The organism is Pikeienuella sp. (assembly GCF_046290545.1).
Classification (GTDB): domain Bacteria; phylum Pseudomonadota; class Alphaproteobacteria; order Rhodobacterales; family Rhodobacteraceae; genus Pikeienuella.
In genome coordinates this window covers 159526-177223 of the sequence record NZ_JBKAGV010000010.1, presented here as the reverse complement: position 1 = coordinate 177223, position 17698 = coordinate 159526, and the positions used below count along the sequence as shown (strand labels likewise).

Here is a 17698-nt window from a genome sequence, read left to right as displayed (position 1 = left end):
CTGGTCGGTTCAGGGCGAGAGCCCAGCCAGGCGCGGCAGGGTCAGGGTGATGGCGGGGAAGAGGATGAGGATCACGACGGCGACGAGATGGACGCCGAGAAAGGGCGTCACCGCGCGGCAGAGCCGGGCGTAGTTCACCCCGCTCGCCGCCGAGATGACCATCAGGCAGCCGCCGAAGGGCGGGGAGATCAGCCCGAGCGTCAGCACGATGCAGGCGACGATGCCGACATGGACCGGGTCGAGCCCCGTCGCCGTCGCCGCCGGAATGAGGAGCGGGACGAGGAGGACGAGCGCCATCGTCACGTCGATGAACATCCCCGCGACAAAGAGCACCGCCGCCGCGAGGAGGAGATAGGCCGTTCCCGTCAGCTCCACACGGGCGACGAGCGCGGCGATGGCCTCCGGCGCGCCGAGGATGCCGAAGAGATAGCCGAAGACGGCCGCCGCCACGAGGATCATGAAGATCGATCCGGTGAGGATTACCGCCCGCTCCAGCGCCACAGAGCCGACTTCCATCGCCCCGCGGAAGGCGGCCCCCGCCCCTTCCCCGTCCGCGAGCCGGTAGGCGAGAACGAGCGCGCCCGCGATCAGCACGGCGAGCGCCGCCGCCTCCGTCGGCGTCACGACGCCGAAGACGATGCCGGCGACGATGGTGGCGGGAATCGAGAGCGCGGGCAGCGCGCGGGCGATCGTGGGCCACAGGGGGGGCGGCTCCGCGCCCTCCCCGCCCGGATGATCATCCCGATGCGCGACGCGCAGGTTCCAGAGCGCGAGCAGGGCCGCGATCAGGAGGCCCGGCAGGATGCCCCCGGCGAAGAGCGCGGCGACCGAGACGTTCATCAGCGCGCCATAGAAGATCATCACGATGCTCGGCGGAATGATCGGCCCGATCACGCAGCTCGCCGCGGTGAGCGCGGCCGCGTAGTCGAGCGGATAGCGCCGCGCCGTCATCGCGGGCACGAGCGTGTTGGTCGTCGCCGCCGCGTCGGCCACCGCCGAGCCCGAGACGCCGGCCATGAAGACGCTGGCGGCGATGTTCACATGGCCGAGCCCGCCCTTCAGCCGCCCGACGGCGAGGAGGGCGAGGTCGATCATTCGCGCTGTAACCCCGCCGCGCGTCATGATCTCGCCGGCGAGGATGAAGAGCGGCATGGCGAGAAAGGTGAAGACGTCGAGCTGGCTGAAGATGCGCTGGGGCATGATCGCGAGGAAGCGGGCGTGATCGGTCGCCACAAAGGCGAGTACGGCGGAAGCGCCCGCCACATAGGCCACGGCGGCGCCGGCGAGGATGGCGGCGGCTCCGAAGAGAAGGATCAGCGCAAGGCCCATGCAGCACTCCCGTTCGGGCCATGCTTTTTCCGATCGGAAAACTTGTCAATCATTTTCCTTTCGGAAATACTCGCCGTGAATGCCGATGGAGGGCGAAGCATGGCGGAGGGCGAGAGGGCGGCGCGCGCGCCGCTGCCGGGCGGCGAGGAGTTCGGAGCGCGGCTGCGCGCCCTCCGCCGCACCACCGGCATGACGATGCAGCAGCTGGCGGACCGGGCCGGCCTCGCCGTCTCCACGATCTCGAAGATCGAGACCTCCCGCACCTCGCCGACCTATGACGTGCTCCTGAAGCTCGCCGGCGGGCTCGGCGCGGATTTCAGCACGCTGCTGGAGGGCGCCGCGCCGCGCGCGAATCCGGGCGCGGAGGGCCGCCTTAACGTCACCCGCGCGGCGGAGCGCAAGGCGCATCCCGCCGGCGCCTATGTCTACGAGCCGATGGCGACCGGCCTCCTCGACAAGCTGATCGACCCGACCGTGGCGCATGTGAGGGCGCGGTCACGGGAGGAGTTCGAGTCCCTGATCTCCCATCCGGGGGAGGAATTCGTCTATGTCGTCTCGGGCGAGGTCGAGCTCATCACCGACATCTACGCCCCGATCCGCCTCGCCGCCGGAGACAGCGTCTACTACGACGCGCGGATGGGGCACGCCTTCATCTCGAAAAGCCGGGAGGACGCCGTGATCCTGAACATCGTCGCCGGGGGCTCGCCCCGGCCGGAGCGCGCGTGATGCTGACGCGGGAGGAATGGCGGGCGCAGGACCTCGTCGGGCTCGCCGCGCTCGTCGCGCGGAAGGAGATCGCACCGCGCGAGGTCGCGCTGACCGCGATCCGGGAGATCGAGGCGCTGAACCCCGCGCTCAACGCCGTCGTCGTCACGCGCTTCGAGGAGGCGCTCTCCGCGCTCGACGCGGCGGAGGCGGCGGGGGGGGAGCGACCCCGGTTCCACGGCATGCCCTGGCTCGCGAAGGATCTCCACGCGCCGGTCAAAGGCCTGCCGCTCGCCAATGGCAGCCGCCGCTTCCGGGGCCAGACGCACAATTTCGATTCGACGACCTTTGCGCGGATGCGCGCCGCCGGCTTCGCGATGCTCGGGCGGACGAACTCCCCCGAATTCGGCCTCTCCGTCTCGACCGAACCGGCGCTCTGGGGCCCGGCGCTGAACCCGTGGGACAGGAGCCGGAGCGCGGGCGGATCGAGCGGCGGGGCCGCCGCCGCCGTTGGCGCAGGCATGCTGCCCGCCGCCCATGCGACGGACAGCGCCGGCTCGATCCGCGCGCCCGCCGCGAATTGCGGCGTCGTCGGCTTCAAGCCGACGCGCGGCGTGAACGCCCTCGGCCCGCACCGGGGCGACCCGAATTTCGGCATCAGCCATGAACACGCCGTCGCCCGCTCGGTGCGGGACAGCGCGGCGATCCTCGACTTCACCGCCGGGCCTGATGTCGGCGCGCCCTGGTTCACGAAGACGCCGGACGAGCCCTTCGAGCGGTTGATCGAGAAGGCGCCCTCCAGGCTCCGCATCGGCTTCACGACGCGGACGCTGGCGGGCGACCCGGTGCATCCGGATTGCGCCGCGGCGGCGGAAGCGATGGCGCGGCTCCTCGCCGACATGGGCCATGACGTGGAGGAGGCGACGCCGAACTTCGATGCGAAAGGGCTGACGGACGCGACGATCCGCCTGCTGATGGGCTCGCTTGCCGGGCTCTTTCCCGGAGGGGCGGCGGACGGCGAGGGGCTGGAGCCGATGACCCGCGCCGCCCTCGCCTTCGCCGCCCGCACGTCGCTCGGCGAGCATCTCGCCCGCAGCGCGGTGATGAACGCGGAGGTGCGCCGCCTCTCCGCCTTCTGGACCGGCCACGACATCCTCGTCACCCCGGCGATGGCGACCCCGCCGGTCCTGCTCGGCGTCCTCGACACGAGCGGCGACGATCTCGAAGCCTTCCTCGACACGCTCTTCGGCATCTGCCCCTTCACCGCGCCCTTCAACGCGAGCGGCCAGCCGGCGATCAGCCTGCCCTTCGGCCGGAGCGCGGAGGGTCTCCCCGTCGGCGTCCAGCTTGTCGGGCGCTTCGCCGACGACGCGACCGTTCTCGCCCTCTCCCGCGCAGTCGAGGATGCGAGCCCCTGGGCGCCGCCGCCGGGAAGCCTCTAGGAGAGGCGGCGGCGGCCGTCATGCAAGCCGCTTCAACGCCGCCCTCTGCCCGGACGTATCCGACGCGCCATCGCACAGGAAACTGGGAGCTTTGTGGATTTTGGTAGCGGAGGAGGGACTTGAACCCCCGACACGCGGATTATGATTCCGCTGCTCTAACCAGCTGAGCTACTCCGCCACTGCGCGCGGGTTCTAGGGGCGCGCCCCCGCCCCGTCAAGCGGGAAACCTGTCAGCCCGGCAGGGGGATGGCGTGCCCCATCGCGGGAACGTCATAGCCCTTGCGGAAGCCCTCGCGCGCCGCGAGGGCGAGGTACCAGCGGCGCACGTTCGGGAATTCCGCAAGGTCGATCCGCTGCCATTCGTAGCGGGAGGCCCAGGGCCAGATCGCGAAATCGGCGATGGAGAGATCGCCCGCCACATGCTCCGCCTCGCCGAGCCGCCGGTCGAGCACGCCGTAGAGCCGCCGCGCCTCGGCCGAGAAGCGCTCCTCCGCATAGGGCGCCTTGCCGGGATTGAAGCGAAGGAAGTGATGCGCCTGCCCCAGCATCGGGCCGAATCCGCCCATCTGCCACATCAGCCATTCGAACACCGCCGCGCGCGCCGGACCGGTAGCCGGCAGGAAGCGCCCCGTCTTCTCGCCGAGCCACAGGAGAATCGCCCCGCTCTCGAACACTGTCTGGCCGCTCTCACGGTCCCGGATCGCAGGGATCTTGTTGTTCGGGCTCACTTTCAGGAAGCCGGGCGCGAACTGCTCGTCCTTCGTGATGTCGACAGGATGGACCTCGTAGGCCAGCCCCATCTCCTCCAGCGCGATGGAGACCTTGCGGCCGTTCGGCGTGCTCCAGGCGTAAAGGTCGATCATCGTCGGCTCCCGCTTCTTCGCCGCCGAACCCTATCCGCACGGCCCGCTTGCGCAAGCGGATTGACAATGAACGAGCGTTCGTTTCTATCAGGGCGCATGGCGAGGCAGGCAGGATCGCAGGGGGCGGAGACGGCGGAGCGGGCGCGGCGCGCCGCGCTTTCGCTCTTCGCCCGGCACGGCTACGCCGCCGTCTCGATGCGGGAGATCGCGGCCGAGACGGGCGTGGGCGCCGCCGCGCTCTACAACCATTTCGCGACGAAGCAGGACCTCCTGACCGAACTCATGGTCAAGCATCTCGAAACCCTCCTCGCCGCGTGGGACGCGGAGCCGGAGGCCGCGCCGGAGACTGAGCCGCGCGCCGCGCTCGCCGCCTTCGCGCGCTTCCATCTCCGCTTCCACGCCGCACGGCGGGACGCCGTCTTCGTCTCCACGATGGAGCTCCGGAGCCTCGACCAGCCGAATTTCCACCGGGTCGAACGGCTCCGCCGCGCCTGGGAGGACCGGATGGAGGACATTGTCCGGCGCGGGGCGGAGGCAGGGCTCTTTCACGCGCCCGAGCCGCGGATCGCGACCATGGCGCTGATCGGGATGCTGACGGGCGTGACGAACTGGTACCGCCCCGCCGGCCGGCTGCCCGCTTCCGCCATAGAAGCCCTGCATGTAGAGATGACGCTCAGCGCCCTCGGCGCTCCGATGACGGGAGATGACGCATGTTCGCCGCATCCATGAACTTCGCCCTCGGCGACGACATCGAGAGCCTCAGGGAGGCGACGCATCGCTGGGCGCAGGAGCGCGTCGCGCCCCTCGCCGCCGAGATCGACAGGACGAACGCCTTCCCCATGCATCTCTGGAAGGAGATGGGCGATCTCGGCCTTCTCGGGGTCACCGTAGACGAGAAATATGGCGGGCTCGGCCTCGGCTATCTCGCCCATTCCGTCGCGGTGGAGGAGGTGAGCCGCGCCTCGGCCTCCGTCGGCCTCTCCTACGGCGCGCATTCCAATCTCTGCGTCAACCAGATCAAGCTGAACGGCACGGAGGAGCAGAAGCGCCGCTACCTGCCCGGCCTGATCTCCGGCGAGCATGTCGGCGCCCTCGCCATGTCGGAGGCGGGCGCGGGCTCGGACGTGATGGGCATGAAGCTCCGGGCGGAGAAGCGGAACGACCGCTTCGTGCTGAACGGCACGAAATACTGGATCACCAACGGCCCGGACGCGGACACGCTCGTCGTCTACGCCAAGACGGACCCGGAGGCGGGCTCGAAGGGCGTCACCGCCTTCATCGTGGAGAAGGCGATGAAGGGCTTCTCCACCTCCCCGCATTTCGACAAGCTGGGGATGCGCGGCTCCAATACGGGCGAGCTGATCTTCGAGGATGTCGAGGTGCCGTTCGAGAACGTGCTGGGCGAGGAAGGGCGCGGCGCCGCCGTCCTCATGTCCGGGCTCGACTATGAGCGCGTCGTGCTCTCCGGCATCGGCGTCGGCATCATGCACGCCTGCCTCGATCATGTGATGCCCTACATGCACGAGCGGCGGCAGTTCGGGCAGAAGATTGGCGATTTCCAGCTGATGCAGGGCAAGATCGCGGACATGTACGCCGCGATGAACTCCGCCCGCGCCTATGTCTACGCCGTCGCCGCCGCCTGCGACCGCGGGCAGGTGACCCGGCAGGACGCGGCGGCCTGCGTGCTCTACGCCTCCGAACAGGCCATGCTCCAGGCGATGCAGGCCGTGCAGGCGATGGGCGGCGCGGGCTTCCTCAACGACAGCCCGGTGAGCCGCATCTTCCGCGACGCCAAGCTGATGGAGATCGGCGCGGGCACGTCGGAAATCCGCCGCATGCTCTGCGGGCGGGAGCTGATGCGGGTGACGGCGTGACTTTTGTTGTTTGTCGATTTATATGTCGATAACGACAAACGGAACGAGGGACGCGCCATGACCGCCCATTTCCGCCGCCCGCGCGAGGGGACCGAGAAGGCCCGCATCTGGCGGCTCTGCGAGGAGCTCGCCGCCGAACTCGGCCATGAGCCGACGGGCCGGCAGGTGGTGGATCGTTATGTCGCTGCGGGCGGGAACGAGGCGACGGGCTTCACGCAATTCTCCCACTGGCGCAAGGCGCGCGCCGCGGCGGACGAGGCGCCGGGCGAGCCGGGCGACCATGACCGCGTCCTCCTCGAACTCGGCAAGGACGGCGCGTTGCGCCTGCCCGAATCCCTCCGCCGGGCGATGGCGCTGAAGTCGGGCGAGCGCGTCACGGCCTTCGTCGAGGGGGGGGAGCTGCGCGTTGTCGGGATGCAGGCGGCGATCCGCCGGGCGCAGGCGATCGCGGCGAAGTACAAGAAACCGGGGGAAAGTATCGTGGACGAGTTTCTCGCGGAGCGGCGGGCGATGTGGGGCGAAGAGTGAGGACGGTGCTGGATTGTTCGGCCGTCCTCGCTCTCATCTTCGATGAGCCGGGCCGCGAGCGGGTGGACGCTGCGTTGCCGGAAGCGCTCCTGTCCGCAGTGAATCTCGCCGAAGTGGTCTCGAAGCTGATCGAACGCGGCGTGGCGAAGGCGGATGTGCCCCCGCTGATCTCGCCTTTTCTCGCCGGAATCGTCCCCTTCGACAAAGCCATGGCTCTGGAGGCCGGCGCGCTCCGCGCCGAGACGCGCGCCGCCGGCCTCTCCCTCGGCGACCGGGCCTGCCTCGCCCTCGCCGCCGCCGAGGGCGTCCCCGCCCTGACGGCGGATCGCGCCTGGGCGCAGGTCGATATCGGCGTTGAAATCGAGGTGATCCGGTGATCCGCGCGCTCTTCGCCCTCGCCCTCGCCGCCCCCGCGCCCGCCGTCGCGGAGACGCTTGTGGAGCGGATCGACGCCTGCGTCGCAGAACTCGGCGCCTATGGCGACCATGTCGAGCAATGCCTCGGTCTTCATGCGCAGCCCTGCATGGAGGAGGAGGAGAATTTCACCACACTCGGCATGGTCGGCTGCCTGACGACCGAGGCCGAGGCGTGGGAGACGATCATGGCGCGGGAGGTGCGCCGCCTCCTCCCCCGGCTCGACGATGAGCAGAAGGCGGCGCTGCAACAGGCGCAGGCCGCCTGGTCCGCCTTCCGGGACGCGGATTGCGCCTTTCCCCAGGTCCTCGTCCGGGGCACGCTCGCGCAGCCCTGGAGCGCGGATTGCGTGATGCAGCACACCGCCCGGCGGGCGATGGAGATCCGCGGCCTCGTCGCCTACACGGAGGACTGAATGAAACTCGCGACCGCCGCCCTGCCCCGCGACCCGGCCTTCCGCGCCAACCGGGAGGCGCATCTCGCCGCGCTGGAGGAGGCGCGCGCGGCGGCTGACGCGGCGGCGCAGGGCGGCGGGGAGCGGGCGATGGCCCGCCATGTCTCCCGCGGCAAGCTCCCGCCGCGGGACAGGGTGGCCGCGCTCCTCGACCCGGGCGCGCCCTTTCTCGAGATCGGCGCGACCGCGGCGCACGGCATGTATGAGGGCGCCGCGCCCTGCGCCGGCGTCATCGCGGGCGTCGGCCGCGTCTCGGGCCGCGAATGCGTCATCGTCTGCAACGACGCGACCGTGAAGGGCGGCACCTATTACCCGATGACGGTGAAGAAGCATCTCCGCGCGCAGGAAATCGCGATGGAGAACCGCCTGCCCTGCGTCTACCTCGTGGATTCCGGCGGCGCGAACCTCCCGAACCAGGACGACGTTTTCCCGGACCGAGAGCATTTCGGCCGCATCTTCTACAACCAGGCCAATCTCTCCGCCCGCGGGATACCGCAGATCGCCGTCGTCATGGGCTCCTGTACCGCGGGCGGCGCCTATGTGCCCGCGATGTCGGACGAGACGATCATCGTGAAGAAGCAGGGCACGATCTTCCTCGGCGGCCCGCCGCTCGTGAAGATGGCGACGGGCGAGGTGGTGGACGCGGAGACGCTCGGCGGGGGGGACACGCATACCCGCCTCTCCGGCGTCGCGGACCATCTGGCGGAGGACGACATGCACGCCCTTGCGCTGGCCCGCCGCATCGTCGCCGGGCTGAACCGCCCCAAGCCCGCGACGGTGGAGCTTATGGCGCCGGAGCCGCCCGCGCATGACCCGGAAGAGATGCTGGGCGTCGTCCCCGCCGACCTCCGCACGCCCTATGACATCCGCGAGGTGATCGCCCGCACGGTGGATGGTTCAAGGTTCGACGAGTTCAAGGCCCGGTTCGGCCCCACCCTCGTCACCGGCTTCGCCCATATCGAGGGCATCCCCGCGGGGATCATCGCGAACAACGGCATCCTCTATTCCGAGAGCGCCGCGAAGGGCGCGCATTTCATCGAGCTTTGCTGCCAGCGGCGCATCCCGCTCGTCTTCCTCCAGAACATCACCGGCTTCATGGTCGGCCGGAAATACGAGGCGGAGGGCATCGCCCGGCACGGCGCGAAACTCGTCACCGCCGTCGCCACCGCCTCCGTCCCGAAAGTCACCGTGATCGTCGGCGGCTCCTTCGGCGCAGGGAATTACGGCATGTGCGGGCGGGCCTATTCCCCCCGCTTCCTCTGGACCTGGCCGAATTCCCGCATCTCCGTGATGGGCGGGGAGCAGGCTGCGGGCGTGCTCGCCACCGTGCAGCGCGACGCGCGGGAAGCGCGGGGCGAGACGCTGACGATGGAAGAGGAGGCCGGGATCAAGGACCCGATCCTCGCCCAGTTCGCCCATCAATCCCACCCGCTCTACGCCTCCGCCCGGCTCTGGGACGACGGGATCATCGACCCGCGGCGGACGCGGGACGTGCTGGCGCTCTCCCTCTCGGCGGCGCTGAATGCGGAAATCGGGGAGCCGCGCTTCGGCGTGTTCCGGATGTGACCCGATGACCCCGACCCGCGAGGAGGCCGAACGCATGGCCCGCGACTGGTGCGACGCCTGGAACCGGCGGGACCTTGAGGCTGTGCTCTCGCATTACGCCGAGGACATCGAAATCCGCTCGCCCCTCGTCGCGAAGCGGCTCGGGCGGGCGGACGGCATCCTGCGCGGCAAGGCGGAGCTTCGCGGCTATTTCGCGCGGGGCATGACGAATTCCGCCCTCCGGTTCGAGTTCGAAGACGTGCGGATCGGCGTCAATGCGGTCACCGTCCTCTACAGGCGGGAGAACGGGATGCGCGTCTCCGACACGATGGAGCTGGATGATGACGGGCGGGCGATCCGGATGATCGCCTGTTATGCGGGGGGCGAGAGCGATGTGTGAGACGGCGCGCGCGAGGAAGGCAGGCTGATGTTCCGAAAGATCCTCATCGCCAACCGGGGCGAGATCGCCTGCCGGGTGATCCGCACCGCCCGCCGCATGGGCGTCTCCACCGTCGCCGTCTACTCGGACGCGGATGCGGCGAGCCTCCATGTCGCCAGCGCGGACGAGGCGGTGGGGATCGGCCCCGCCCCCGTCTCGCAATCCTATCTGAAGGCCGACGCGATCATCGCCGCCGCGAAGGCGACGGGCGCGGAGGCGATCCATCCCGGCTTCGGCTTCCTTTCCGAAAATCCCGAATTCGTGGAAGCGGTGGAGGCGGCGGGCCTCGTCTTCATCGGCCCCTCCGCCTCCGCGATCCGCGCAATGGGCCTGAAGGACGCGGCGAAAGCGCTGATGGAGAAGGCGGGCGTCCCCGTCGTCCCCGGCTATCACGGCCCGCGGCAGGAGCCGGACTTCCTCGCCGGGGAGGCGGAGGCCATCGGCTACCCCGTCCTCATCAAGGCGCGGGCGGGCGGCGGCGGCAAGGGGATGCGGCTTGTCGAGCGGGCCGAGGATTTCCCCGCCGCCCTCGCCTCCGCCGCCTCCGAAGGCAAGTCGAGTTTCGGGGACGGGGCGGTTCTGATTGAGAAATACGTCACCGCCCCGCGCCATATCGAGGTGCAGGTCTTCGGCGACGGGAAGGACGCGATCCACCTCTTCGAGCGGGATTGCTCGCTCCAGCGCCGCCATCAGAAGGTGATCGAGGAGGCGCCCGCGCCGGGGATGACGGAGGAGGTCCGCGCCGCGATGGGCGCCGCGGCGGTGAAGGCGGCGAAGGCCATCGGCTATGCCGGCGCCGGCACCATCGAGTTCATAGTGGACGGGAGCCGCGGCCTCCGCCCCGACGGCTTCTGGTTCATGGAGATGAACACCCGCCTCCAGGTCGAGCACCCGGTGACGGAGGAGATCACGGGCGTCGACCTCGTCGAATGGCAGCTCCGCGTCGCCGCCGGGGAGCCGCTGCCGATGCGGCAGGAGGACCTTCGCATCGACGGCTGGGCCTTCGAGGCGCGGCTCTATGCGGAGGACCCGGCGAAGGGCTTCCTCCCCGCCACCGGCCGGCTCGACCATCTGGACTTCCCGAATTCCGCGCGGATCGAGACGGGCGTGCGGCCGGGGGACGAGATCACGCCCTTCTACGACCCGATGATCGCCAAGATCGTCACCAGGGGGCGGGACCGGGCGGAGGCGCTTTCCCGCCTCCGCGCCGCGCTCGAAGCCACGGAAGTGGCGGGCTCCGTGACGAATATCGACTTCCTCGCCCGCCTCGCCGCGCATGAGGGTTTCGGGCGGGGAGAGGTGGACACCGGCCTCATCGCCCGCGACGCGGAGGCGCTCACCGCCCCGCGCGAAGCGCCGTCCGTCGCCCGAGCCCTCGCCGCGCTCGCGGCGCTCGGGCTCCCGGCGGAGGGCGGCGCGGAGTGGAGCCGGCGGGACGGGTTCCGCCTCTGGGGCCCTGCGCGCAGCCTTGTGCGCATCGGGGAGGCGCTGGCCGAAGTCGAGACGGCGGGGGAGTGCTTCTCCGTCGCCTTCGGCGCAGAGCGCGTCGGCCTCTCCGTGAAGCGCGAGGGCGACCGGCTCCGCGTCGATGACGGCGCCCGCATCTTCACCGCCCGCGCCGTGCTCCACGGGGGGCGCGTCACCGTGTTCATGGACGGCGCGGCGCACGGCTTCGCCCTGCCCGATCCGCTCGCCGTCGGCGGAGATGCGGGCGCCGGTGGCGACATGGTGCTCTCCCCCATGCCCGGCCTCGTGAAATCCGTCTCCGCCGCGGTCGGCGCCGCCGTGGAGAAGGGCGCGCCGCTCTGCGTGCTGGAGGCGATGAAGATGGAGCACACGCTGAAGGCGCCGCGCGCCGGCGTTGTCGCCGCGCTCGGCGCCGGGCCGGGCGACCAGGTGGAGGAGGGCGCGATCCTCGTCACGCTCGAGCCCCTCGATGGCTGAACGCGTCACGATCTTCGAGATGAGCCCGCGCGACGGGCTCCAGAACGAGAAGCGCCCGGCCGCGACGGCGGAGAAGGTCCGCCTCGTCGATCTCCTCACCGCCGCCGGCTTCGCGAAGATCGAGGCGGCGAGCTTCGTCTCCCCGAAATGGGTGCCGCAGATGGCGGACGGGGCGGAGGTGCTGGCCGGCATCGCCCGGCGCGCGGGCGTGCGCTACACCGCGCTCACGCCGAACCTGAAGGGCTTCGAGCGGGCGATGGCGGCGGGGGCGGACGAGGTGGCGATCTTCGGCTCCGCCTCCGAGGGCTTCTCCCGCGCCAATCTGAACGCCTCCTGCGTCGAAGCGATGGAGATGTTCCGCCCCGTGGCCGAGGCGGCGAAGGCGGCCGGCGTCCCGCTCCGCGCCTATGTCTCCTGCGTCACCGACTGCCCGTTCGACGGGCCGACCCCGCCCGCAGCCGTGGCCGAAGCCGTGGCGGCCTTCCTCGCCCTCGGCGCCTACGAGGTCTCGCTGGGGGATACGATCGGCCGCGGAACGCCGGAGGCGGTCGCCGCCATGCTCGACGCCTGCCTAGAAGCCGCCCCCGCCGCCCGGCTCGCCGGGCATTTCCACGATACCGGGGGCCGGGCGCTGGAGAATGTCGCCGTCGCGCTCGAAAAGGGCCTCCGCACCTTCGATTCCTCCGCCGGCGGGCTCGGCGGCTGCCCCTACGCCCCCGGCGCCGCCGGCAATGTGGCGACGGAGGCGGTCGTCGCCCTCATGGCGGAGCGGGGCTTCGAGACGGGGATCGACCGGGAGAGGCTGGCGGAGGCCGCCGCCTTCGCGAAAGGGCTCAGGGCCGCCTGAAGCCCCAACGCACCCGCGCCCAGGCTCTCTCGTGAAGAAAGTAGGAGACAAATCCCGCAACCGCGCCGCCAGCCGCAACGGCGCCGCCTTCCGCAAGTGAGCCTGTGATCGCCCAAGTCAGCGCCGTCATCACGGCGAAGCCGCTGACCTGCCAGGTCGTCGCCTTGGCGAAGGTCCTTCCTGCCGTCTCCTCCGATCTCTGCACGCTTGGCTCCCGTTCCGCCTTCGAACCGAGATATCGGGGAAGGCAGGGCCGTGGCAGTCAGCTTTTTCGTAACAGAAAATAGCGCTAGGTGATAATAGTCGACGATGACGACAAAAACCGACAAGCGAGACCGCGCCGCCCTGTTCCGCAGCCGGCTGGCCGAAGCGATGCAGCGCGCCGGGATGAGTCGCGCCGCCCTCGCCCGTGAGAGCGGCGTCAACCGCTCCACCGTCGCGCAGCTTCTGTCGGACGAGGGGCCGCGCCTTCCCAACGCGCATCTCGCCGCCGACTGCGCCGCCGCGCTCGGAGTCAGCGCGGACTGGCTGCTGGGCCTCGCGAACCGGCCGGAGCGGGCGGGGGACCTCGTGGAGGCCGCGGTCAGCCTTTCCGACGCGGCGCGAGCCGAGGTGGACGACCGGATTCTCTCGTGGCACCGGGAGGCGCGGGGTTACAAGATCCGCCATGTGCCGGCGACCCTGCCCGACGTGCTGAAGACGGACGCGGTGCTCCGCTGGGAATATGCGCGGCATGAGGCGCGAACGCCGGCTCAGGCGCAGGCCGCTGCGGAGGACCGGCGCGCATGGCTGCGCGAGCAGCTCTCGGATTATGAAATCGCGATGCCTGTGGGCGAGCTTCGCGCCTTCGCCGCCGCCGCCGGATACTACCACGGGCTGCCACGCGAGGCGCGCGCCCCACAGCTTCGTGCGCTAGCCGAGCGTGCGCAACAAGGCTATCCGGCTCTCCGTATTCATCTTTTTGACGCCCGGCGTGTATTCAGCGCGCCGGTCACCGTATTCGGCCCGCTCCTCGCCACGGTCTATATCGGCAAGGTGCATCTGGCCTTCCGGTCCGCAGACCGGGTGCAAGCGCTCACCCGGCATTTCGACGGCCTCGTTCGAGAGGCGGAGGTGGACGCGCGTGAAACGGCGAACTGGATCGATGCGCTGGCCGACGAGATCGGGGATTGACCTGCAAGCGCCGCTACGGCGCTATCGCCGCGAAAGGGAGCCCGCATGACCTTCGAAACCATCCGCCTCGCGACCGACACGCGCGGCGTCGCCACGCTGACCCTCGCCCGTCCGGAAAAGCACAACGCCCTCTCCGCCCGGATGATCGCGGAGCTTTCGGAGGCCGCCGCCGCCCTCGCCGCGGACCGCGCCGTCCGGGTGGTGATCCTGACCGGGGAGGGCGAAAGCTTCTGCGCCGGCGGCGATCTCGGCTGGATGCGGGAGCAGTTCGCGGCGGACCGCGAACAGCGCATGGCGGAGGCGCGGAAACTCGCCGCCATGCTCGGCGCGCTGAACTCCCTGCCCCAGCCGCTGATCGGCCGGGTGAACGGCCCGGCCTATGGCGGGGGCATGGGCATGATGTCCGTCTGCGACGTCGCCATCGCCGCCGACCATGCGAAGTTCGGCTTCACGGAAACCCGCCTCGGCCTCGTGCCCGCGACGATCTCACCGTATGTCCTCGCCCGGATGGGCGAGGGCATGGCCCGCCGCGTCTTCATGTCCGCCCGTCTCTTCGGCGCGGAGGAGGCGGTCGCGCTCGGCCTCGCCGCCAGGGCCGTCCCTGCCGCGATGCTTGATGAAGCGGTGGAGGCGGAGGCCCAGCCCTATCTCGCCGCCGCGCCCGGCGCCGTCGCCCGCTCCAAACGCCTCGCCCGGATGCTCGGCCCGAAGCTCGACCCGGAGACCATCGAGGCGACCATCGCCGCCCTCGCCGACGCCTGGGAAGACCCGGAATCGCATGAGGGCGTCGCCGCCTTCTTCGAGAAGCGGAAGCCGGCCTGGCGGGCCTGACCGGCGCCGCCTACCGCCGCCGGGAGGGGCAAGGGTCGATCCGGTTCTCCCGGCATATGCTTTCGAGCCAGTCCGCGCCCGCGCCGCGCCAGTTCCAGTCCGTGCAGCTAGACGTCGCGAGCGCGATCAGCAGGATCAGCGTTGTCCTTCGCATAATGCAATAAGTCCCCTGGCTGGCAGTCGAGCGCCGCGCAGAGCCGCGCGAGCGTCTCGAACCGCACGCCCTTCACGCGCCCCTGTTTCAGAAGCGAGAGATTGGCCTCCGTGACGCCAATCTCCGCCGCCAGTTCGCGGGAGCGCATCTTTCGGCGCGCGAGCATGACGTCGAGCGTCAGCACGATCCCCATCAGACAATCTCCGCGTGGTCCGCCGCGAGTTCAGCCGCCCGCGCCATCACGTCGGAAATCAGCCAGACTGCTGCGCCAAGAACGAGCCCGAGCAACGGACCCGAGCCGATTTCGACGACAAGCATCCGCTCCCCTTCCGGCGCGCCGGCCGAGAGGATGAGCCAGATCGCCGTCGGCGCGGCGAGCGCCGCGGCGGCGGCGGCGATCATCCGCGCCGCCATGCGGCGGAGCGCCGCCGCCGCTTCAGGCTCGAACCATCGGCCCGCCGCGAAGACCTCCAGACAGGCCCGGGCTGAAAGCAGCGCCGCGCCCGCGAGAAGCGCCGGCGCTAAGCCGGCGAGCGCCGCGAAGACGAGCGCGAGCCGGGTCGGATCGAAACCCAAGGGCGACCCGGAGACGAGAGCGCCCGGACCTGCATAGGCGAGCACGGCGGCCACGGAGGCCGGCAGCAGGAAGGCCATAACGAGGCAGACAAGGGCCGCGGCGCGGCTCTTGCGTTTCAGCCGGGCGTCGGCGAGCGGTTCGGCAAAGGTCATCCGGGAACTCCTTTCCCGATGACGGCTACCGAAAACCTTATCGTATTACAATAATTTTTTTCTGTGATCAGATATCCGCCAAGAAATATCCGCCCCGCGCGTAGCCGAGCGGGCGGAGCCGCTCCTGCCCGAAGCCGGCGATGCGGCCGATCAGGATCTCGTGGTCCCCCGCCTCCAGCCGGTCATGCAGCCGGCAGTCGAACCAGCCGCAGACCCCGTCGAGAATCGGGCCGCCGACCGGGCCGGGCGTCCACGCGACCCCGGCGAAGCGATCCTCCGCCGGGCGTGCGAAGCGGTCCGAGAGCGCCTGCTGCGATTCGGAAAGGATGTTCACCGCGAAACCCTCTGTCCGCAGGAAGGCCGGAAGGCTGAGCGATTTCCGCGAAATGCAGACGAGGAGGAGCGGCGGCTCGAGCGAAACCGAGGTGAAGGAATTGGCCGTGAGGCCCACCGGCGTCCCGCATTCGTCCACCGTCGTCACCACGGTCACGCCGGTCATGAAGGCGCCGAAGGCCGTCCGAAGGGCGCGCTTCTCGTCTGCGGCCGCTTCCACGGTCATGTCTTTGTCCTCCGGCTTCGCCTGCGCAATATAGAGGCGAAGGGCCGCGATGAAAGACGGGAGCCGCGAAATGGGCGAAGCGGAGATCACGCAGGGGCGCTGCCTCTGCGGCGCGGTGCGCTATGAGTTCGAGGGGGCGCCGAACTGGGCCGGCCATTGCAGCTGCGAAAGCTGCCGCCGCGCCGCCTCCGCCGGGGTCACAAGCTATTTCGGCGTCTCCAACGAGCGCTGGCGATGGACTGGGGCGGAGCCTGCCGCCTACGCCTCCTCGCCCGGCGTGGAGCGCCTCTTCTGCGGCCGCTGCGGCTCGCCGCTCGCCTATCGCTGCGAAAAACGGGCGCACGAGACCGATTTCCACGCGATGACGCTGGAGCGGCCGGAGGCGTTCCGCCCCGAATTCCACGTCTTCGCGGCGGAAGCGGTGGACTGGCTGCCGGTGGCGGACGGCCTTCCGCGCTGGCCGGGAACGAAGGGCTGAGGCGCCGGGGGTGTATTCCTGCACTGGCGGGCGGCAGGGCGGCCGCGCATCTTGGTCTCCGGGGCGGGAAGGAGAACAGAATGTCGCGAAAGATGGCCCTTGCGGCGCTGGCGACGGTGGCGGCCTTTCTTGCGCTCTCCGCGCTGGCCCGGGCCGGGCATGACGGCGCCGCGCCGGCGGCGATTCTCGGATTCCTATAAGGCGCGGATGGCCTGTACGCCGGGTTCTGTCCCCCCGCTTTCGCGGGATGGATAGCCATTCATCTGGGACGCGCGTCGCCGCGCGCCTCGTGCGATCAACCCGGCCGGCGGGGCGGAGACCCCCTGCGCCCTTTCGGGCGCGGCCAGCCCTATTCGATCTTGCGGCCGGCGGGGCTTGCCATGCCGCCCCCGTCGCCGGGGGCGCGGTGGGCTCTTACCCCACCCTTTCACCCTTTCCTCCGAGAACGGAGGCGGTTTGCTTTCTGTGGCGCTTTCCCTCGGGTCGCCCCGGCCGGGCGTTACCCGGCGCCGTCTCTCCATGCCGCCCGGACGTTCCTCACCCCCGAAGGAGCGCGGCTATCCGGCCATCCGCGCGCCGCGTTTACGCGCCGCGGGCCGGATCAGCAAGCCTCCTCCTTCACCAGCGCCCCGCCGCTGTAGCAGACCGTTGTCGGCCCGCTCTCGCGGGAGGGAAAGTGCGCCGTCCCTTCCGGCGCGCCGTTGACGAAGGTGACGGCGGCGTCGAGCCGGGCGCCGGTATAGCGCCGCTGCTCCTGCGCGCCGGGAGTGGCGCCCGAGCGGAGAGTCATCGTCCTCCGCACGAAGCCGCCTTCGACGACCGGAACAAAGTCCTGCGCGATGAAGACGCCGCCGAGCACGCCGGCGGAATAAGTCGCGCGCCTGAATGAAAAGTAGGCGGGAAACGCCCCCCAGTTTTCGGACTCGTAGCGGGAGCCCGAACTGAGAACGACGCCCGAGAGCGCGCCGTTCTCCATCGCGCCCTCGATATAGGTGACGACCTCGACAACAGGCGCCTCCGAAGGCTCCGCCTCTCGCAGGATGAGCGCGCCGAATGGCCCGCTCAGCGCGCCGCCCGTGCAGTCGCCCGAGAGAACCTTCACTTCCGGCATGGAGGCGCCGCGCGCCAGCAGCTCCGCCGCCGGGCGCTGGTAGACGATGGCGCTGATCGTCTCGTCGCCGAGGTCGCAGATCGGGTCCGCATCCTGAAACTCGCCCCGGTCAGGGAGCGGGCTGCGGCCCCTGAATTCGTCCAGGCTCCGGAGCGCGGCGATCTCGTCCGCGGCGGCGAAATCGGGGCTGCGGTCGAACTCGTTCGCCGCGGGGGCGAATGCGAAAAGGGCGGCGGCCGCCCCGATCGGAAAGGCTGGCGGCATCGGTCGCTCCTTCGT

Annotated in this window: 21 protein-coding genes, 1 tRNA gene and 1 other RNA gene; 14 read left to right on the top strand and 9 right to left on the bottom strand. The window is 70.3% G+C overall.

The annotated features are described in order from the left end of the window. Positions 1–9 precede the first annotated feature (9 nt). Positions 10–1329: a TRAP transporter large permease gene (locus tag ACE37J_RS09205; RefSeq protein WP_409710447.1), complete on the bottom strand. Its 1320-nt coding sequence runs from the start codon at positions 1327–1329 to the stop codon at positions 10–12. Positions 1330–1428: 99 nt separating this feature from the next. Between ACE37J_RS09205 and ACE37J_RS09200 the strand changes: the two genes are divergently transcribed. Together ACE37J_RS09200 and ACE37J_RS09195 are read left to right on the top strand one after the other, a co-directional pair. Further along, positions 1429–2055, top strand: coding sequence for a helix-turn-helix domain-containing protein (locus ACE37J_RS09200; RefSeq protein ID WP_409710444.1), 627 nt, complete (start codon positions 1429–1431; stop codon positions 2053–2055). Next, positions 2055–3476, top strand: coding sequence for an amidase (locus ACE37J_RS09195; protein WP_409710441.1), 1422 nt, complete (start codon positions 2055–2057; stop codon positions 3474–3476). The genes ACE37J_RS09200 and ACE37J_RS09195 overlap by 1 nt, the downstream gene beginning before the upstream one ends. A 101-nt stretch (positions 3477–3577) precedes the next feature. On the opposite strand, the gene ACE37J_RS09190 is transcribed toward ACE37J_RS09195, so the two are convergent. Continuing rightward, positions 3578–3654, bottom strand: a tRNA-Met gene (locus ACE37J_RS09190). A 52-nt stretch (positions 3655–3706) separates the two neighbouring features. Next, on the bottom strand, positions 3707–4339 hold the full coding sequence (locus ACE37J_RS09185) for a glutathione S-transferase family protein (RefSeq protein WP_409710438.1): 633 nt from the start codon (positions 4337–4339) through the stop codon (positions 3707–3709). A 96-nt stretch (positions 4340–4435) separates the two neighbouring features. On the opposite strand from ACE37J_RS09185, the gene ACE37J_RS09180 reads away from it, so the two are divergent. The 9 genes from ACE37J_RS09180 to ACE37J_RS09140 are packed head-to-tail and all read left to right on the top strand — an operon-like array spanning position 4436 to position 12384. Further along, positions 4436–5068: a TetR/AcrR family transcriptional regulator gene (locus ACE37J_RS09180; RefSeq protein WP_409710435.1), complete on the top strand. Its 633-nt coding sequence runs from the start codon at positions 4436–4438 to the stop codon at positions 5066–5068. Beyond that, a complete protein-coding gene (locus ACE37J_RS09175) occupies positions 5050–6213 on the top strand; it encodes an isovaleryl-CoA dehydrogenase (protein ID WP_409710432.1) in 1164 nt (387 codons plus the stop codon). Before ACE37J_RS09180 ends, ACE37J_RS09175 begins: the two co-directional genes overlap by 19 nt. A 57-nt stretch (positions 6214–6270) precedes the next feature. Further along, positions 6271–6741 (top strand): hypothetical protein, encoded by a 471-nt coding sequence (locus ACE37J_RS09170; RefSeq protein ID WP_409710429.1) that lies wholly within the window; start codon positions 6271–6273, stop codon positions 6739–6741. A 5-nt stretch (positions 6742–6746) separates the two neighbouring features. After that, positions 6747–7118: a type II toxin-antitoxin system VapC family toxin gene (locus ACE37J_RS09165; RefSeq protein ID WP_409710426.1), complete on the top strand. Its 372-nt coding sequence runs from the start codon at positions 6747–6749 to the stop codon at positions 7116–7118. Further along, positions 7115–7570 (top strand): lysozyme inhibitor LprI family protein, encoded by a 456-nt coding sequence (locus ACE37J_RS09160; RefSeq protein ID WP_409710423.1) that lies wholly within the window; start codon positions 7115–7117, stop codon positions 7568–7570. Before ACE37J_RS09165 ends, ACE37J_RS09160 begins: the two co-directional genes overlap by 4 nt. Then, positions 7571–9175: a carboxyl transferase domain-containing protein gene (locus ACE37J_RS09155; protein WP_409710420.1), complete on the top strand. Its 1605-nt coding sequence runs from the start codon at positions 7571–7573 to the stop codon at positions 9173–9175. 4 nt (positions 9176–9179) lie between these two features. Then, entirely contained in the window at positions 9180–9554 is a 375-nt protein-coding gene (locus ACE37J_RS09150; RefSeq protein ID WP_409710417.1) for a YybH family protein, read from the top strand. A gap of 27 nt (positions 9555–9581) precedes the next feature. After that, entirely contained in the window at positions 9582–11537 is a 1956-nt protein-coding gene (locus ACE37J_RS09145) for an acetyl/propionyl/methylcrotonyl-CoA carboxylase subunit alpha (protein WP_409710414.1), read from the top strand. Further along, complete coding sequence (locus ACE37J_RS09140) at positions 11530–12384, top strand: hydroxymethylglutaryl-CoA lyase (RefSeq protein WP_409710411.1); 855 nt, start codon at positions 11530–11532, stop codon at positions 12382–12384. The genes ACE37J_RS09145 and ACE37J_RS09140 overlap by 8 nt, the downstream gene beginning before the upstream one ends. On the opposite strand, the gene ACE37J_RS09135 is transcribed toward ACE37J_RS09140, so the two are convergent. Further along, a complete protein-coding gene (locus ACE37J_RS09135; RefSeq protein WP_409710408.1) occupies positions 12371–12589 on the bottom strand; it encodes a DUF2061 domain-containing protein in 219 nt (72 codons plus the stop codon). The two genes, ACE37J_RS09140 and ACE37J_RS09135, sit on opposite strands and share 14 nt — an antisense overlap. A gap of 104 nt (positions 12590–12693) precedes the next feature. On the opposite strand from ACE37J_RS09135, the gene ACE37J_RS09130 reads away from it, so the two are divergent. Both ACE37J_RS09130 and ACE37J_RS09125 read left to right on the top strand, forming a co-directional pair. Then, positions 12694–13557 carry a multiprotein-bridging factor 1 family protein gene (locus tag ACE37J_RS09130; protein ID WP_409710405.1) on the top strand — a complete coding sequence of 288 codons (864 nt, stop codon included), beginning with the start codon at positions 12694–12696 and terminating at the stop codon, positions 13555–13557. Positions 13558–13602: 45 nt separating this feature from the next. Next, positions 13603–14388 carry a crotonase/enoyl-CoA hydratase family protein gene (locus ACE37J_RS09125; RefSeq protein WP_409710402.1) on the top strand — a complete coding sequence of 262 codons (786 nt, stop codon included), beginning with the start codon at positions 13603–13605 and terminating at the stop codon, positions 14386–14388. 107 nt (positions 14389–14495) lie between these two features. Here ACE37J_RS09125 and ACE37J_RS09120 read toward each other — a convergent pair whose 3' ends face one another. The 3 genes from ACE37J_RS09120 to ACE37J_RS09110 all read right to left on the bottom strand — a co-directional run bounded on the left by ACE37J_RS09120 (position 14496) and on the right by ACE37J_RS09110 (position 15830). Further along, on the bottom strand, positions 14496–14735 hold the full coding sequence (locus ACE37J_RS09120; RefSeq protein WP_409710399.1) for a helix-turn-helix domain-containing protein: 240 nt from the start codon (positions 14733–14735) through the stop codon (positions 14496–14498). Next, entirely contained in the window at positions 14735–15271 is a 537-nt protein-coding gene (locus ACE37J_RS09115) for a hypothetical protein (protein ID WP_409710396.1), read from the bottom strand. The genes ACE37J_RS09120 and ACE37J_RS09115 overlap by 1 nt, the downstream gene beginning before the upstream one ends. A gap of 67 nt (positions 15272–15338) precedes the next feature. Then, complete coding sequence (locus ACE37J_RS09110) at positions 15339–15830, bottom strand: flavin reductase family protein (protein ID WP_409710393.1); 492 nt, start codon at positions 15828–15830, stop codon at positions 15339–15341. Positions 15831–15900: 70 nt separating this feature from the next. Here ACE37J_RS09110 and ACE37J_RS09105 point away from each other — a divergent pair, with 70 nt between their 5' ends. Then, positions 15901–16308 carry a GFA family protein gene (locus ACE37J_RS09105; RefSeq protein ID WP_409710390.1) on the top strand — a complete coding sequence of 136 codons (408 nt, stop codon included), beginning with the start codon at positions 15901–15903 and terminating at the stop codon, positions 16306–16308. Between the two features lie 199 nt (positions 16309–16507). On the opposite strand, the gene rnpB is transcribed toward ACE37J_RS09105, so the two are convergent. Both rnpB and ACE37J_RS09095 read right to left on the bottom strand, forming a co-directional pair. After that, positions 16508–16881: RNase P RNA component class A (rnpB, locus tag ACE37J_RS09100), an RNA gene on the bottom strand. A gap of 28 nt (positions 16882–16909) precedes the next feature. Continuing rightward, a complete protein-coding gene (locus tag ACE37J_RS09095) occupies positions 16910–17683 on the bottom strand; it encodes a hypothetical protein (RefSeq protein ID WP_409710387.1) in 774 nt (257 codons plus the stop codon). Between the last annotated feature and the right edge of the window lie 15 nt (positions 17684–17698).

Bases quoted from the DNA above. Each gene is read 5' to 3' on its own strand.
- ACE37J_RS09205 (WP_409710447.1), bottom strand. From the start codon at position 1,329: ATGGGCCTTGCGCTGATCCTTCTCTTCGGAGCCGCCGCCATCCTCGCC.
- ACE37J_RS09200 (WP_409710444.1), top strand. From the start codon at position 1,429: ATGGCGGAGGGCGAGAGGGCGGCGCGCGCGCCGCTGCCGGGCGGCGAG.
- ACE37J_RS09195 (WP_409710441.1), top strand. From the start codon at position 2,055: ATGCTGACGCGGGAGGAATGGCGGGCGCAGGACCTCGTCGGGCTCGCC.
- ACE37J_RS09185 (WP_409710438.1), bottom strand. From the start codon at position 4,339: ATGATCGACCTTTACGCCTGGAGCACGCCGAACGGCCGCAAGGTCTCC.
- ACE37J_RS09180 (WP_409710435.1), top strand. From the start codon at position 4,436: ATGGCGAGGCAGGCAGGATCGCAGGGGGCGGAGACGGCGGAGCGGGCG.
- ACE37J_RS09175 (WP_409710432.1), top strand. From the start codon at position 5,050: ATGTTCGCCGCATCCATGAACTTCGCCCTCGGCGACGACATCGAGAGC.
- ACE37J_RS09170 (WP_409710429.1), top strand. From the start codon at position 6,271: ATGACCGCCCATTTCCGCCGCCCGCGCGAGGGGACCGAGAAGGCCCGC.
- ACE37J_RS09155 (WP_409710420.1), top strand. From the start codon at position 7,571: ATGAAACTCGCGACCGCCGCCCTGCCCCGCGACCCGGCCTTCCGCGCC.
- ACE37J_RS09150 (WP_409710417.1), top strand. From the start codon at position 9,180: ATGACCCCGACCCGCGAGGAGGCCGAACGCATGGCCCGCGACTGGTGC.
- ACE37J_RS09145 (WP_409710414.1), top strand. From the start codon at position 9,582: ATGTTCCGAAAGATCCTCATCGCCAACCGGGGCGAGATCGCCTGCCGG.
- ACE37J_RS09140 (WP_409710411.1), top strand. From the start codon at position 11,530: ATGGCTGAACGCGTCACGATCTTCGAGATGAGCCCGCGCGACGGGCTC.
- ACE37J_RS09130 (WP_409710405.1), top strand. From the start codon at position 12,694: ATGACGACAAAAACCGACAAGCGAGACCGCGCCGCCCTGTTCCGCAGC.
- ACE37J_RS09125 (WP_409710402.1), top strand. From the start codon at position 13,603: ATGACCTTCGAAACCATCCGCCTCGCGACCGACACGCGCGGCGTCGCC.
- ACE37J_RS09120 (WP_409710399.1), bottom strand. From the start codon at position 14,735: ATGGGGATCGTGCTGACGCTCGACGTCATGCTCGCGCGCCGAAAGATG.
- ACE37J_RS09115 (WP_409710396.1), bottom strand. From the start codon at position 15,271: ATGACCTTTGCCGAACCGCTCGCCGACGCCCGGCTGAAACGCAAGAGC.
- ACE37J_RS09110 (WP_409710393.1), bottom strand. From the start codon at position 15,830: ATGACCGTGGAAGCGGCCGCAGACGAGAAGCGCGCCCTTCGGACGGCC.
- ACE37J_RS09105 (WP_409710390.1), top strand. From the start codon at position 15,901: ATGGGCGAAGCGGAGATCACGCAGGGGCGCTGCCTCTGCGGCGCGGTG.
- ACE37J_RS09095 (WP_409710387.1), bottom strand. From the start codon at position 17,683: ATGCCGCCAGCCTTTCCGATCGGGGCGGCCGCCGCCCTTTTCGCATTC.